General features: G+C 66.1%; 15 protein-coding genes. 1 reads left to right on the top strand and 14 read right to left on the bottom strand.

Annotated features, from left to right (window positions below):
* Window positions 1-163: 163 nt before the first annotated feature.
* The 5 genes from GA0061098_RS03040 to GA0061098_RS03020 form a co-directional block, all read right to left on the bottom strand.
* A complete protein-coding gene (locus GA0061098_RS03040; protein ID WP_091953278.1) occupies window positions 164-820 on the bottom strand; it encodes a pyroglutamyl-peptidase I in 657 nt (218 codons plus the stop codon).
* The gene (gene meaB / locus GA0061098_RS03035) at window positions 817-1806 is read right to left on the bottom strand and encodes a methylmalonyl Co-A mutase-associated GTPase MeaB (protein WP_091953275.1); all 990 of its coding nucleotides are present in this window, start codon (window positions 1804-1806) and stop codon (window positions 817-819) included. Before meaB ends, GA0061098_RS03040 begins: the two co-directional genes overlap by 4 nt.
* A 51-nt stretch (window positions 1807-1857) precedes the next feature.
* Entirely contained in the window at window positions 1858-3369 is a 1512-nt protein-coding gene (locus GA0061098_RS03030; RefSeq protein ID WP_091953273.1) for a tripartite tricarboxylate transporter permease, read from the bottom strand.
* 5 nt (window positions 3370-3374) lie between these two features.
* Entirely contained in the window at window positions 3375-3866 is a 492-nt protein-coding gene (locus tag GA0061098_RS03025) for a tripartite tricarboxylate transporter TctB family protein (RefSeq protein WP_091953270.1), read from the bottom strand.
* 192 nt (window positions 3867-4058) lie between these two features.
* Window positions 4059-5051, bottom strand: coding sequence for a tripartite tricarboxylate transporter substrate binding protein (locus tag GA0061098_RS03020; RefSeq protein ID WP_091953268.1), 993 nt, complete (start codon window positions 5049-5051; stop codon window positions 4059-4061).
* A gap of 105 nt (window positions 5052-5156) precedes the next feature.
* Between GA0061098_RS03020 and GA0061098_RS03015 the strand changes: the two genes are divergently transcribed.
* Window positions 5157-5735 carry an SRPBCC family protein gene (locus GA0061098_RS03015; protein ID WP_245323142.1) on the top strand — a complete coding sequence of 193 codons (579 nt, stop codon included), beginning with the start codon at window positions 5157-5159 and terminating at the stop codon, window positions 5733-5735.
* A 7-nt stretch (window positions 5736-5742) separates the two neighbouring features.
* Here the strand turns inward: GA0061098_RS03015 and GA0061098_RS03010 are convergent, their stop codons facing one another.
* From GA0061098_RS03010 to GA0061098_RS02970, 9 genes are all read right to left on the bottom strand, one after another.
* Entirely contained in the window at window positions 5743-6513 is a 771-nt protein-coding gene (locus GA0061098_RS03010; protein WP_091953262.1) for an RsiV family protein, read from the bottom strand.
* A 31-nt stretch (window positions 6514-6544) separates the two neighbouring features.
* Window positions 6545-6841 carry a nucleotidyltransferase family protein gene (locus GA0061098_RS03005; protein WP_091953260.1) on the bottom strand — a complete coding sequence of 99 codons (297 nt, stop codon included), beginning with the start codon at window positions 6839-6841 and terminating at the stop codon, window positions 6545-6547.
* Between the two features lie 36 nt (window positions 6842-6877).
* Window positions 6878-9034 (bottom strand): methylmalonyl-CoA mutase, encoded by a 2157-nt coding sequence (gene scpA, locus GA0061098_RS03000; RefSeq protein WP_091953927.1) that lies wholly within the window; start codon window positions 9032-9034, stop codon window positions 6878-6880.
* A gap of 16 nt (window positions 9035-9050) precedes the next feature.
* Window positions 9051-9515: a GFA family protein gene (locus GA0061098_RS02995; RefSeq protein ID WP_091953257.1), complete on the bottom strand. Its 465-nt coding sequence runs from the start codon at window positions 9513-9515 to the stop codon at window positions 9051-9053.
* Complete coding sequence (locus GA0061098_RS02990; RefSeq protein WP_091953254.1) at window positions 9512-11383, bottom strand: methylmalonyl-CoA mutase family protein; 1872 nt, start codon at window positions 11381-11383, stop codon at window positions 9512-9514. The genes GA0061098_RS02995 and GA0061098_RS02990 overlap by 4 nt, the downstream gene beginning before the upstream one ends.
* Before the next feature lie 81 nt (window positions 11384-11464).
* The gene (folK, locus tag GA0061098_RS02985) at window positions 11465-11956 is read right to left on the bottom strand and encodes a 2-amino-4-hydroxy-6-hydroxymethyldihydropteridine diphosphokinase (protein ID WP_091953251.1); all 492 of its coding nucleotides are present in this window, start codon (window positions 11954-11956) and stop codon (window positions 11465-11467) included.
* Window positions 11956-12324: a dihydroneopterin aldolase gene (gene folB / locus GA0061098_RS02980; protein WP_091953248.1), complete on the bottom strand. Its 369-nt coding sequence runs from the start codon at window positions 12322-12324 to the stop codon at window positions 11956-11958. Before folB ends, folK begins: the two co-directional genes overlap by 1 nt.
* A complete protein-coding gene (gene folP / locus GA0061098_RS02975; RefSeq protein ID WP_091953245.1) occupies window positions 12321-13181 on the bottom strand; it encodes a dihydropteroate synthase in 861 nt (286 codons plus the stop codon). The genes folB and folP overlap by 4 nt, the downstream gene beginning before the upstream one ends.
* Window positions 13182-13346: 165 nt before the next feature.
* Window positions 13347-13754, bottom strand: coding sequence for a DUF4332 domain-containing protein (locus GA0061098_RS02970; RefSeq protein ID WP_028142940.1), 408 nt, complete (start codon window positions 13752-13754; stop codon window positions 13347-13349).
* Window positions 13755-13764 lie beyond the last annotated feature (10 nt).

The raw sequence follows: 13764 nt of genomic DNA, 5'->3' as shown, positions 1-13764 counted from the left end.
ACTAGGTAGCGCAGGGCAGGCGGGGGCGCGGGGATTGTTCGCGGTAGGGTTAAATGTTTACCGCAGAGATGGTGCCGTAGGGTGGGCAAAGCGTAGCGTGCCCACGATTTGACGGCAGATGGAAAGAGATGGTGGGCACGGCGCGAGGGCGCCTTTGCCCACCCTACGAAACCTGTGTGTTCCGCCCCTTCCTTGCCAACGCCACCATCTCCATCAGCATGGCTTCCCCCGCATCGACCAGCTCTTCCAGCGTGATCCGCGACGCGCCCTTGCGCCGGACCGCACCGCTGCGCGCGAGCAGGGGGATATGGATGAACGCCGCGAGCTGCGGCCCGCCCGCCTTCACGTTCTCGATCGCGCGCCAGCTCAGATAGTTGCAGAGATAGGCGCCGGCATCGCGCGAGGCGCGCGCATCGATGCCGGTGAGGCGCGCGGCGCGTAGCAGCTTTGCCGCGTGCGGACCGAAATTCATGGCGTCGGCATGGCCGGCGATGCCGCGCTTGCTCGATCGGGTGTTGGCGGCATCGGGCCAGAGCATGGTGACGGCGTTGCGCGCGCGGGTCTCGATGCGCAGGTAAGGCGTGCGCGCGGCGAGGCCGAACATCAACAGCGCATCCGGCTTCACCTTCGCGAGCACCTCCGGCAATTGCCGGTCGACCGCGGCATAGGTGACCGGGAAGATGTGGCTGGAGAGCGCGACATCATCGAGTGCCGGACGGCGCAGTTGCGCGAGCCGCGCGACCAGCGGCCGGGTCGGGTTATAGGGCGCGCCGGGAAACGGGCCGAAGCCGGTGAGGAGAATGCGGAGCTTTTCGCTCATTTCAGCAACTCCAAGATCTGCTCGGCGGCGAGGGCCGGCGTGAGATGGCCGTCGGCGACCTCGGTCTCGATCTTCCGGACCTTGCTGCGAACCGAGGCCTCGCTGCGCAGCCGCGCCAGCATCCGTTGCTCCAGCATCGACCACATCCATTTCACCTGCTGCTGACGCCGCCGCGCGGCGAAATCGCCCGACGCGTTCATCGCCTTGCGATGGTCTATAACCTTCTGCCAGAGGTCGGTGATGCCGGTGCCGGCCAGCGCCGAATAGGTGACGACGGGTGGGTGCCAATGTTCGGACCGCGGCGCCAAAATATGCAGCGCCCCGCGATAATCGGCGGCAGTGATGTTGGCGCGCTTGAGATTGTCGCCGTCGGCCTTGTTGATGGCGATCATGTCGGCGAGCTCGACCAGGCCCTTCTTGATGCCCTGCAATTCGTCGCCGCCGCCCGGCAGCATCAACGCGAGGAAGAAATCCGTCATGTCGCAGACCGCGGTCTCGGACTGGCCGATGCCGACGGTCTCGACCAGCACGACGTCGAAGCCGGCCGCCTCGCATAACAGCATCGCCTCGCGCGTTTTTGCCGCGACGCCGCCGAGCGTGCCCGAGGACGGCGAGGGGCGGATGAAGGCGTGGTCCGAGGCCGACAGTCGCGCCATTCGCGTCTTGTCGCCGAGGATCGAGCCGCCGCTGCGTGCCGAGGACGGATCGACCGCGAGCACCGCGACCTTGTGGCCCTGTTCGATCAGGTGCGTCCCGAGCACATCGATGGTGGTGGACTTGCCGACGCCGGGCGATCCCGTGATGCCGACGCGAAACGCCTTGCCGGTCTCGGGCAGCAGCATCTGCACCAGCTCGCGCGCCAGCGCCTGGTGGTCGCCGCGACGGCTCTCCACCAGCGTGATGGCGCGGGCAAGGGCGGCGCGGCTGCCGGCGCGCAGGTCGCGGGCGAGGGATTTGATGTCCAGCGAGGCCTTCTTCTCAGTCATGCCCTGCTTTACAACGCCGAGGCGAGGCAGGCGAGGGCCGCTCGCCCGGAATCACCTGCTTGTCGCCGCCGCCGTCTGCACCGGTTTCACCTTGCGCCACACCCACACCATCACCGGCCACAGCAGGGCGCCGATCGCCATCGCGGCGAGGATGGCCGCGACCGGGCGCTCGAAGAACGGCAGGATACTGCCGTCGGACTTGATCAGTGACGTCACGAAGGCCTGCTCGACCATGGTCCCCATGACGATGCCGAGCACCATGGCGGCGACGGGATAGCCGTTCGCCTCCATGACGTAGCCGATCACGCCGAAGGCGGCGACGGTGACGACGCCGAACATGTTGTTGCCGATCGCGAACGAGCCGACCGCGCAGCACAACATGATGATCGGCATTATGGTCGAGCGCGGCGCCAGCAGGATGTAGGCGGCAACCCGGATCATGGCGATGCCGAGCGGGATCATCAGGATGTTCGCGATGATGAACATCAGGTAGATCGCGTACATGCTCGACGCCTTCTCGGTGAACAGCGTCGGGCCCGGATTGAGGCCCTTCATGTAGAGCACGCCGATCGCGATCGCGGCGATGGTGTCGCCGGGGATGCCGAACAGCAGCGAGGGCACCCAGCCCGAGGCGATGCTGGCATTGTTGCTGGCGCCGGCCTCGACCAGGCCCTCGACATGACCGGTGCCGAATTTTTCCGGCTCCTTGGAGAAGCGCTTCGACATCGCGTAGGAGACCCAGGCGGCCATGTCGGCACCGGCGCCGGGCAGCACGCCGATGATGATGCCGACGATGTTCCCGCGCGTCATCTGCCAGTGATACAGCTTGGTCAGCCTCCACTGGCCGGCCATGATGCTTCCGAATTTTCGCCGCGGCAGCGGCGGCGGCTCCGGCGTCAGCATCGCGCGCATCACCTGCGCCACCGCGAACACGCCGACCAGCGCCGGGATCGGCTCGATGCCGCCGAACAGATCGGTGAGGCCGAAGGTGAAGCGCGGCACGCCGCCGGGATTTTCGATGCCGATGCAAGAGACCAGCAGGCCGAGGAACATGCCGGCGATCGCCTTCACCGGGGAGGAGCGCGCCACTAAGGTGGCGCACATCAGGCCGAGCAGCGCCAGCCAGAAATATTCGAAGGTCGAGAACGACAGCGCGATTTCGGCAAGCGGCGGCGCCAAGATCATCAGCGACAGCACGCCGGCAATGCCGCCGACCGCGGAGAACCAGACGCCGGCTCCGAGCGCGAGCTCGGCCTGGCCCTTGCGCGTCATGGCGTAGGCCTCGTCGGCATAGGCCGCGGAGGCCGGCGTGCCGGGAATGCGCAGCAATGCGCCGGGGATGTCGCCGGAGAAGATCGCCATCGAGGACGCCGCGACGATGGTCGCGATCGCCGCGATCGGCGAGAGGTAGAAGGTGACGGGGACGAGCAGGGCGGTCGCCATCGTTGCCGACAGGCCGGGCAGCGAGCCGATCACGAGGCCGTACACCGAGGCTGCGAACATCGCGATGATGACCTCCCAGGTGGAGATCAGCGCGAATGCTTCAATCAGGGTCTTGAGCATGGGGATTACCAGGGCGTCGGCAGCAGGCCGGCAGGAAGCGGCACGCGCAGCAGCTTGCCGAAGATGAGGTGGATGGCGAACGGCGACAGCGCGGCAAGCGGCAGCGCCAGCTTCCACTTCGCACCGAGCGCGGTGGACGTCACATAGACCATGATCGCCGCAGTGATGATGAAGCCGAGCCGGTCGGCGGCGGCGACGTAGAACAGCAGCAGCGCCGGCGGCAGCAAGGCGCGCAGGCCGTAGAGCTTGCCCTGCGGCGGCGGGGCGGCTGCCTGGCCGTCCTCCAGCGGAATCAGCTCTTCCTCCTCTTCGAACGAGTGGCCGATCCCGAACACGATCGCGAGCCCGCACAGCGCAAGGCCGCTGCCGATCACGAGCGGAAACACGTTGGGGCCGACCGGCTGGCCCGGCACCGGCGGCAAGATCCAGCCGCCATAGGCGGCCGCAGCACCAAGCACGACGAGAAACGATCCCGTAACGGAGTCGGGAAGACGCATGGGAGGAGTCCTATGAGAGAAGTTCTCCCTCGCCCCGCTTGCGGGGAGGGGGTTGGGGTGAGGGGGCTCTCCAGGTAGGACGGTGAGAGTTGGACTCGCGGAGAGTCCCCCTCACCCGGAATCCGCGCTTCGCGCGTATTCCGGCCTCTCCCCGCAGGCGGGGAGAGGCGATCAGAGCGTCTCGGTACCAGATCACGCCTTGCTCAAGCCGGCCGCTTTCATCGCTTCGCCCATCTGGGCGTCGCCCTTGTCCATGAAGCCTGCGAACTGGCCGGCATCGCCCCACACGGTGCCGAAGCCGCGATTGCTCATGAAGTCCTTGAACTCGGCGGACTCGTAGACCTTCTTCAGCGCCGCGGTGAGCTTGGTTGCGATCTCCGGCGGCAGATTCTTCGGGGCGCCGATGCCGCGCCAGGCGCCGGTCGCGTAGTCGATGCCCATCGCTTCCTTCAGCGTCGGCACGTCCTTGAAGATCGGGTTGCGAGCGGGGGCCATGATGGCGAGGCTCCTGGCCTTGCCCGCCTCGATGATGGCGCGCGCCTCCGGCACCGAGCAGGTGGTGAGGTCGAGGCCGCCGGCGGCGAGATCCTGCATCGCAGGGGCCGCGCCGTTCGAGGGCACCCAGGCGACCTGGTTGGCGGGCAGGCCCATCGCCTGCATCCAGCCGACCAGCGCCAGATGCCAGATGCCGCCCTGGCCGGTGCCGGAGGCCTTGAACTTGCCGGGAGGTGCCGCCTTGATCGCCTCGGCGAGCTCCTTGACCGTCTTGTAAGGCGAGGACGAGGAGACCTGGATGCCCGGCGGGTCCTCGTTCATCAGCGCCAGCGGCGTGTAGCTCTTCGGCGTCAGCTCGGTGAGGCCCTGCCAGTGCATCATCGAGATTTCGACGGTGAGCATGCCGATGGTGTAGCCGTCGGGCTGTGCGGTCGCGATCGCGCTATGGCCGACCACGCCGGAGCCGCCGGTGCGGTTGACCACGTTGAAGGGCTGGCCGAGGTCCTTTTCCAGCAGCGCTGCGACAATGCGCGCGGTCGCATCGGTTCCGCCACCCGCGCCCCACGGCACGATCACGGTGACCGGCCGGGCCGGATAGGCTTGCGCATGCGCTGGCTTGAAGCCGAAAGCGGCGGATGCCGCAACTGCGGCGGTCGAAGCCGCAAAGGTGCGGCGCGAAATCTTGGACATTGAATCCCTCCCAGCGGCGCCCGTGACGTCGGGTGCTCTTCTCAATGCGCCATTCTAGTCGGCTTTGCAGCGCCGCCGCAAGGTAGCGCTACCAACGAGATCGACATGTTGTGTGAAAACAGCATGCCCGTGGGATGGGCAGTCGGAAATCGGGTGGGTTTTGCCCGCGCAATTCGCCAACCTCTGCGCGTAACGAAAGCCAAAGGCAAGCCACCGATGACCCAAGCCTATTACAGCGCCGTGCTGGACCGCCCGCTGAACGAAGTCTGGTCGCTGATCCGCGACTTCAACAACTATCCCGCTTACATCGACGGCGTGAGCGAGAGCGAGATCGAAGACGACAAACGCGGGGATGAAGTGGGCGCCATCAGACGCTTCTGCTATCTCGGAAACTGGATCCGCCAGAGCTTGGTCGATCACTCGGATCGGCAGCACACCCTGACCTATGCCGGTCTCGAAGCGCTGCCGTATCCGCAAGATGACGGAAGCCAGACGCCAGCGCCGACGCGCTATCAAGGCACCATGCACCTGCGCCCGATCATCGAGGGCGATCGCACCCTCATCGAATGGTCGGTCGCGCTCGATACCGAGCCGGCGGATGCCGATCGCTGGCAGGCGCTATTCGCGTCCTGGATTCCCGATTGGACGGACTCACTTGCGCGGACGCTGGCGCGGTCCAGTTAGCGACCGCTCAAGGCTCCTCGGCGTCGCCCTTCGGCCGCGCGCCGCCGAAGTTGCGCGCGCCTTCCGCGGTGAGATACGGCTTCAGCGTCTCCCACGGCACGAAGGCGACATACTCGCCCTCGGCGTAGGGGCCGACGGCGTAGGGCGGATAGTGGAAGGCCAGCCCGGAGCTCTTGCCCGCTTCAGTCGAGGGCGCGAGCGTCACCGCGCCGACCTTGAGCAGGCTCGGCGCGACGCCTTTGAACCATTCGTCGGTTGCGGTCTCGCTGGCGTCGCGCTTCTTCTTCTCGGTGCGGAGCGAGGCGATGATGGCCTTCACCATCGCCTTCATCGTCGCCCCGTTGTCGGCGGTCTCGGTGAAGAACGGGCGGATCGAGATGCGCTTGTTGTCGGCCTTGTCCCACAGGATCGTGTTCACGTCCGAATTGGGATGCGCGCCGTTTGTGTTCATGTAGTCGTTGCGGAGGACGCTGACGTAGCGGTCGGCGATCACCGAGCGGATTTCGTATTTGCGCTCAAACTCCCAGCCGCCGTCCCTAGAGAACTGCGGATCGGCTTTGCGCGCGGCGGCAGCTTCGGCGGCATTCTTGTCCAGCCATTTTTTACCCTCCGCGAGGCAATCCGCCGCCAGCGCTGCATCCGCCTTGATCCTGTCGTCGAGGAGGACGCGCACCTCGATGCTCTTGGTCTTGACGACGGCGTCGGGTTTGGGGTCGGCGGCGTGGGCGGAGAACGAGCATGTTGCGCTCAGCGCCAGGGCGACGCTCAGGCGAGTCATAAATTTCAAGGATAGTGCTCCTGCGTGAGCGTCAGAATATCTCGTGTATGTCGTCTGCGATCCGCTCCGCAAAGCGGGGAGAGATGGAGCGGCGAACAGTTGCCTGTGCTTGCAAGCCAGTCGCATCCTCGATGATGTGCTCGACATCGATCAAGTTGAGCAGGGAAAAAGAGGTGTCCGGCTCGATCTCGACGAGAACGTCGATATCACTGTCAGGCCGATAATCGTCCCGGGCGCGCGAGCCAAAAATGGCAAGCTTCGATACGCCCTTGCCTTTGATGGCATCCGCGTTCTTGCGTATCGCAGCGATGATTTCGTCACGTGTCATGCACGCACCCGGCCGGTCACCCGGCCAGTCTATCAGCTACTCCGCCGCCTCGCTATGGCCGAGCCGGGCGTTCAGCTTGCGGATCAGCTCCTCGGCGGCGTCCGCAATCACGGTGCCCGGCGGGAAGATCGCTTCGGCGCCGGCGGCATAGAGCGCGTCGTAATCCTGCGGCGGCACCACGCCGCCGACGATGATCATGATGTCGTCGCGGCCCTGCTTCTTCAGCGCGGCCTTCAGCTCCGGCACGGCGGTGAGATGGGCGGCGGCGAGCGAGGAGACGCCGAGGATGTGCACGTCGTTCTCGACCGCCTGTCGCGCGGCCTCGTCGGCGGTCGCAAACAGCGGCCCGATGTCGACGTCGAAGCCGATGTCTGCGAAGGCGGACGCGATCACCTTCTGACCGCGGTCGTGGCCGTCCTGGCCGATCTTGGCGACCAGGATACGCGGGCGGCGGCCTTCGGCCTCCTCGAAGGCGTCGATCAGCGCCTGAACCTTCTCGACTTGATTGCCCATGCTCGATGCTTCCCGCTTATAGACGCCGGTGATGGACTTGATCTCGGCGCGGTGCCGGCCGAACACTTTCTCCATCGCGTCAGAGATTTCGCCGACGGTCGCCTTGGCGCGTGCCGCGTCGATCGCGAGCGCGAGCAGATTGCCGTTGCCTTCGCCGGCCGAGCGCGTGATCGCCGCGAGCGCGGCATCGACGTCCTTCTGGTTGCGCTCGGATTTCAGCCGCGTCAGCTTGTCGATCTGCAAGCGCCGGACATTGGTGTTGTCGACCTTCAGGATGTCGATCGGCACCTCGTCGGTCGGCTTGTACTTGTTGACGCCGATCACCGCCTGCTTGCCGGCGTCGATCCGCGCCTGCGTCTTGGCGGACGCTTCCTCGATGCGCAGCTTCGGCAGGCCGGCCTCGATTGCCTTCGCCATGCCGCCGAGCTCCTCGACCTCCTGGATGTGTCCCCACGCTTTCGCCGCGAGGTCGCGCGTCAGACGCTCGACATAATACGAGCCGCCCCAGGGATCGATGATGCGGGTGGTGCCGCTCTCCTGCTGCAGGAACAGCTGGGTGTTGCGGGCGATGCGCGCCGAGAAGTCGGTCGGCAGCGCCAGCGCCTCGTCGAGCGCGTTGGTGTGCAGCGACTGGGTGTGGCCTTGCGTTGCCGCCATCGCCTCCACCGTGGTGCGCATCACGTTGTTGAAGACGTCCTGCGCCGTCAGCGACCAACCCGAGGTCTGGGAATGCGTGCGCAGCGACAGTGAACGCGGGTCTTTGGGATTGAAGGGTTTCAGCAGCTTCGCCCAGAGCAGGCGCGCGGCGCGCAGTTTGGCGACTTCCATGAAGAAGTTCATGCCGATCGCCCAGAAGAACGACAGGCGCGGCGCGAAGCGGTCGACGTCGAGGCCGGCGGCAAGGCCGGCGCGTAGATATTCGACGCCGTCGGCGAGGGTATAGGCAAGCTCGAGGTCCTGCGTCGCGCCGGCCTCCTGCATGTGATAGCCGGAGATCGAGATCGAATTGTATTTCGGCATCTTTTGCGAGGTGTAGGCGAAGATGTCCGAGATGATCCGCATCGAGGGCGCAGGCGGATAGATGTAGGTGTTGCGCACCATGAACTCTTTCAGGATGTCGTTCTGGATCGTCCCTGAGAGTTTCTCCGGCGCCACGCCCTGTTCCTCGGCGGCCGCGACATAGAGCGCGAGGATCGGCAGCACCGCGCCGTTCATGGTCATGGACACGCTCATCTGGTCGAGCGGAATGCCTGCGAACAGCGTGCGCATGTCGTAGATGGAATCGATGGCGACGCCAGCCATGCCGACGTCGCCGCCGACGCGCGGATGGTCAGAGTCATAGCCGCGATGGGTGGCGAGATCGAAGGCGACCGAGAGGCCCTTCTGTCCTGCCGCGAGGTTGCGGCGGTAGAACGCGTTGGAATCCTCCGCCGTGGAGAAGCCGGCATATTGCCGGACGGTCCAGGGCTGGTTGACATACATCGTGGGGTAGGGGCCGCGCAGGAAAGGCGCGATGCCGGGATAGGTCTCGAGGAAATCGAGCCCGGCCAGATCGGCCTCGCCATAAGCGGGCTTCACCAGAATGCCCTCGGGCGTCAGCCACGGTTCGGCGCTGCCTGACGGCGCGGCGGTCGTGGCGCGCTCGAAGGCGACGTTTGCGAAATTGGGAATGCGGCTCATGGTCTCAACCATATCCTCAATCATGGTCCGGATGCTGATGGCTGACGATGGTCGCCATCTTCTCCGGTCCGTAATTCTGTTGCGTGGTCTGGCTCGGCAGATTGGCGATGCCGACCACCCAGCCGAGACGGGATTCGGTGCCGAACTGTCGCGTCGGAATGATCTGGTCAGGACGGTCGAACGCGCCGGTCATGATCTCGATCCGGTCGCCGTCGATGCGGCCGAAGCTCAGCGGCGTGCCGCAGGCCGAGCAAAAGCCGCGCTCGGCAATGGTGGAGGAACGGAAGAACGACGGCTGCCCCTTGGTCCAGGCAAAGTCCGTCTTGTTGATGTCGGCAAAGGAGGCGAACGGCGCGCCGGCTGCCTTCTGGCACATGCGGCAGTGGCAGATCGAAATCCTGGTTGGCGCGGTCGTGACGCCAAAGCGCACGGCCCCGCATTGGCAGCCGCCGGTGAGAACTGGTTTGCCTGGCTCGGTCATTTCTGTTCCATCCGTCGATAGGCGTCTTTCAGCGTGGCAAGCGCATCGCCTCCGGCGAAGACAAAACCCGTGACGCCGGCGGCCCGCAGCGCCGCCTCGGTCTCGCTCGGGCGGCCTGCCAGATAGATATGTCGCCCGCCGGCCGTTTGCAGGGCCTTCGCTGCAGCTTCGGCGTGTTCCGCATAGACCTTGTCGCTGGAACAAAGACAGGCAAGCTCGGCGCCCGAGGCCTTGAACGCTGCCGCGACCTTGGCCGCATCGGCAAAGCCCTCGCTATCGAGGGCCTCGATGCCGCCGGCCTCGAAGAAGCTCTTGGCAAAGGTCGCGCGCGCGGTGAAATCGGCGGCCGTGCCGAGATTGGCCAGGAACACCTTTGGCCGCGCGCCGCGCGACTTGAGTGCCGCATCGGATTTGTCGCGCAGCGCCTCGAACGGTTCCGCCAGCCGGATCGGCGGCAGCGCATCGAACTTGTATTTCTGCTCGCCATACGGTGCCAGCTCGACCGGTGTCGCTTTCAGCACCGCCGTCTCGCTCTCATGCAGGTTCGGAAACTCGCTGGCGCCGGTCAGCACGTCGCGACGCTTTGCGATGTTGGCGTCACGCGCTTTTCGCGCGGCCGCGACCTTGCTCTGGAATAGGCCTTGCTGAAGGGCGGCAAAGGCGCCGCCGGCGGTCTCGCTCTCCTGGAACAGGGCCCAGGCGGCCTCGCAAAGCTGCGCGGTCAGCGTCTCGATGCCGCCCGCGCCCGCGGCGGGATCAGAGACCTTGGCAAGGTTGCTCTCCTCCAGCAGCAGGGCTTGCGTGTTGCGCGCCACGCGGCGTGCGAACGGATCGGGCAGGCCGAGCGCCAGCGTGTGCGGCAGTACGGTGATCGCGTTGGCGCCGGCGAGCCCGGCCGCGAACGTCGCGATGGTCGCGCGCAGCATGTTCACATAGGGATCGCGCTGCGTCAGCATGCGCCAGGCCGTGTCGGCGGCGATGAACAGCGGCTTGGGCGTGAGGCCGCACGCGGTCTCGATCCGCGCCCAGAGCAGCCGCAGCGCGCGGAATTTCGCCATGGTCAGCAACTGATCGGCATCCGCGGCAAGCCGCGCGTAGACCATGCCCTGCGCGGCCTCCAGCGGAATGCCGGCGCCTTCGATCGCGCGCAGATAAGCGACGCCGCAGGCGAGCACGAAGGCGAGCTCTTGCACCTCGGAGCCGCCGGCATCGTGGATCACGCGTCCGTCGGCGGACGCGAACGGTCCCTTGAAGCCGAGCCCGGCGAGGCCCTTGATCGCGCCGGTGACGGCGGGGGCGATCTCCTCCCAGGTATAGGGGCTGTGGCCCCACACCGCGCCCGCCGCGAGCGGGTCGAGCCCGAAGCGGATGTTGCAGGCGGCGGGATCGAGGCCGTTGCTCTTCACATATTCCGCGACATGGATCGCGACCATCCGCGATTGCGGACCGATCTGAAGCTCGAGGCCGATGCCGGCATCGAGATGGATATCCTTTAACACCTTTGCGACCGCATCGGCCGAAGGTTCCAGGCCGAACCCGTGAGCGCCGCTGCCGCCGGCGAACACCAGCGCGAGCCCGGTCGCGCCGTTCTCCAGGTCCTGCAAAGCCTGCGCATTCGCGAGCGCCGCATCGGGATGGTCGATCCGCTGGATGATTTGCCAGGGTGCAGCGGCCGGTCGACCCACGACGGGCGCGACAGCCTTGGCGCGCGGATAGAGCGGTTCGATCTTGATTCCGTCATAGGTCTTGCCGACCAGCTTCTCGAACGGCGCGCCCTTCAGCACGCCGTCGACCAGCTTGCGCCAATCCTCGACGGTCGCCTTGGGAAAATCGGCCGCCAGCGGCAGGTCGTCAGTCACGGAGGTCATGCGGCCAAGGGCTCCCAAACGTATCGTTATTCGCAGGCGAAATTGCCACGGCGGGCCGCCCCTGCAAACGGTTGTTTTTGGTTAACCGGTATCCGGAAGTCGCTCAATGCCTTGCGTCGAGACGCTGGCGAGCCCGTCGCGCACTGGAATGCCCGAGATCACGCGGTCGGGTGCAATCTCGGCCAGCGGCACCAGCACGAAAGCGCGCTCGAACAGGCGCGGATGCGGCAGGGTCAGATCCGGCTTCTGCAAGCTGACATCGTCATAGGCGATCATGTCGAGATCGAGCGTGCGCGGGCCCCAGCGCCGCTCCTTGTTCCGCGTGCGGCCGAATTTCTGCTCGACCTTCTGCAGCACGAACAGCAGCGCGTGCGGATCGAGGTCGGTCTCGATCTCGATGCAGGCATTGATGAAGGGCGCCTGGTCCTCGTCGCCCCACGGCGGCGTCGCATAGTCCGAGGATCGCGCGATCAGCGCAGCTTGCGCCATGCCGCAGATATGGGCGATCGCCTTGGCGAATGTCGCGCGGACATCGCCGACATTGCCGCCGAGCGCGATCAGCACGCTTGCCATCAGGGATGCCGCGAGCGGGTTAGCATGATGCCGACGTCGTCGAAGATCGCGGCGATCGGCGCATGCGGCTTGTGTACGGTGATCTTCACGGCGCGGATGCGCGGGAAGTGCGACAGGATGGCGTCGGCCACCGCGCCGGCGGCGCGCTCCAGAAGCTTGTAATTGGTATTCTTGAACGCCGCCGTCGTCGTCGCCACGACCTCGGCGTAGGACACCGTATCGGCGAGCCGGTCGCTGCGCGAAGGCTCCGACAGGTCGGTATAGAGTTCGAGATCGATGACGAAGCGCTGGCCGACTTCGGTCTCGTGATCCATCACGCCGTGGCGGGCGTGGATCGACAGGCCGGAGACGAAGATCGTATCGGTCATTGCTTGCCCTCGATTGCGTTCGCCACCCGCAGCGCCTGCAAGGTCTCGGCGACGTCATGAGTCCGGATGATCTTTGCGCCGCGCTGCGCGGCGATCAGATGCGCGGCGATCGAGCCGGCGAGCCGGTCCTTCGGCTCGGACGGCGACACCGAGGCGATGAAACGCTTGCGCGAGGCACCGACCAGGATCGGCAGGCCGAACATCTCGAATTCGCGCAAGCGCGCCAGCGCGGTCATGCTTTGCTCGGCGGTCTTGCCGAAGCCGATGCCGGGATCGAGCACGATCTTGTCGCGCGCAATGCCGGCCTTTGCGGCGATGTCCAGCGAACGCAGGAAGAACGTCTTCATGTCCGTGATGATGTCGATGGCGGGATCGGCGTCGTCGCGGTTGTGCATGACGATGACGGGGACGCCTCTTGCGGCCACCAGCGGCGCCATGGCGGCGTCGCGTTGCAGGCCCCAGACGTCGTTGGCGATGGCCGCGCCCTGGTCGAGCGCGTAGGCCACCACCTCCGCCTTCATGCTGTCGATCGACACGGGCACGCCGAGGGCTACGACGCCAGCCAGCACCGGCTTGAGCCGGGTCAGCTCGTCGTCCGCCGTGACGGCCTTCGCGCCCTTGTAGGGCCGGGTGGATTCGGCGCCGATATCGATGATGTCGACGCCATCCGCGATCATCGCCCGCGCCCGCGCGAGCGCCTGCTCGGGCGCGATGAACTCGCCGCCGTCGGAGAAGGAATCCGGGGTGATGTTGAGCACGCCCATCACCGCCGGGATCGGTCGTTCCAGCAGTTTCCGCAGCGCATCTGGCCCGGCCGAGCCGGCCGGCGGGACGGATGGGGAGGGCGAGGCATTCATGGCGCCCGCTTTGCGCGGTCGGGGAGGGGGAGTCAAGACCAAGCCCTCGCTGTCATTGCCCGCGAAAGCGGGCAATCCAGTACTCCGAGGCATTGCGACGATACGGAGGAGGCGCGGCGTACCGGATACCCCGCCTTCGCGGGGTATGACGGAGAGAGCGTGTGGCTAATACGTAATCTTCGGCGGCAGCTTCTTCGCCTTGGCGATGATGTCGCCGACCGACTTCTCCGAAGGCAGGATGCGCAGCAGCTTCTTCTTCTCGTTGGCGTCCCGCATGCTCTGGGCGAGCCTTGCCGGATTCCGATAGGCGAGCTCGCGCACGGTGGTGACGCCGGCGGCGCGGACCAGGCCGACCTTGGCCCGGCCCATGCCGGGGATACGCATGTAATCGGAGACGTTGGCCCATTCCAGCAGCAGCTGCTCGCTGATGCCGGTCTTGGCGGAAAGCGCCTTACGGCCCTTCACCGTGCCGGCCGCCTCGAGCAGCCCGTCGGTGGTGCGGATACCCTGCGCCTTCAACTTGTTGGCGGCAAAGACCGACAGGCCCTCAATCTCGGAGATCGGATATGTCATGATACTCGAT

The organism is Bradyrhizobium shewense (assembly GCF_900094605.1).
Taxonomy (GTDB): domain Bacteria; phylum Pseudomonadota; class Alphaproteobacteria; order Rhizobiales; family Xanthobacteraceae; genus Bradyrhizobium; species Bradyrhizobium shewense.
The sequence above is the reverse complement of the archived record's forward strand: the minus strand, read 5'-3'. Positions and strand labels throughout refer to the sequence as shown.

Coding starts and splice junctions, on each gene's coding strand:
- GA0061098_RS03040 (WP_091953278.1), bottom strand. CDS start 820: ATGAGCGAAAAGCTCCGCATTCTCCTCACCGGCTTCGGCCCGTTTCCC.
- GA0061098_RS02995 (WP_091953257.1), bottom strand. CDS start 9,515: ATGACCGAGCCAGGCAAACCAGTTCTCACCGGCGGCTGCCAATGCGGG.
- GA0061098_RS03005 (WP_091953260.1), bottom strand. CDS start 6,841: ATGACACGTGACGAAATCATCGCTGCGATACGCAAGAACGCGGATGCC.
- GA0061098_RS02990 (WP_091953254.1), bottom strand. CDS start 11,383: ATGACCTCCGTGACTGACGACCTGCCGCTGGCGGCCGATTTTCCCAAG.
- GA0061098_RS03015 (WP_245323142.1), top strand. CDS start 5,157: ATGTTGTGTGAAAACAGCATGCCCGTGGGATGGGCAGTCGGAAATCGG.
- GA0061098_RS02970 (WP_028142940.1), bottom strand. CDS start 13,754: ATGACATATCCGATCTCCGAGATTGAGGGCCTGTCGGTCTTTGCCGCC.
- GA0061098_RS03025 (WP_091953270.1), bottom strand. CDS start 3,866: ATGCGTCTTCCCGACTCCGTTACGGGATCGTTTCTCGTCGTGCTTGGT.
- folK (WP_091953251.1), bottom strand. CDS start 11,956: ATGGCAAGCGTGCTGATCGCGCTCGGCGGCAATGTCGGCGATGTCCGC.
- folB (WP_091953248.1), bottom strand. CDS start 12,324: ATGACCGATACGATCTTCGTCTCCGGCCTGTCGATCCACGCCCGCCAC.
- meaB (WP_091953275.1), bottom strand. CDS start 1,806: ATGACTGAGAAGAAGGCCTCGCTGGACATCAAATCCCTCGCCCGCGAC.
- folP (WP_091953245.1), bottom strand. CDS start 13,181: ATGAATGCCTCGCCCTCCCCATCCGTCCCGCCGGCCGGCTCGGCCGGG.
- scpA (WP_091953927.1), bottom strand. CDS start 9,034: ATGAGCCGCATTCCCAATTTCGCAAACGTCGCCTTCGAGCGCGCCACG.
- GA0061098_RS03030 (WP_091953273.1), bottom strand. CDS start 3,369: ATGCTCAAGACCCTGATTGAAGCATTCGCGCTGATCTCCACCTGGGAG.
- GA0061098_RS03020 (WP_091953268.1), bottom strand. CDS start 5,051: ATGTCCAAGATTTCGCGCCGCACCTTTGCGGCTTCGACCGCCGCAGTT.
- GA0061098_RS03010 (WP_091953262.1), bottom strand. CDS start 6,513: ATGACTCGCCTGAGCGTCGCCCTGGCGCTGAGCGCAACATGCTCGTTC.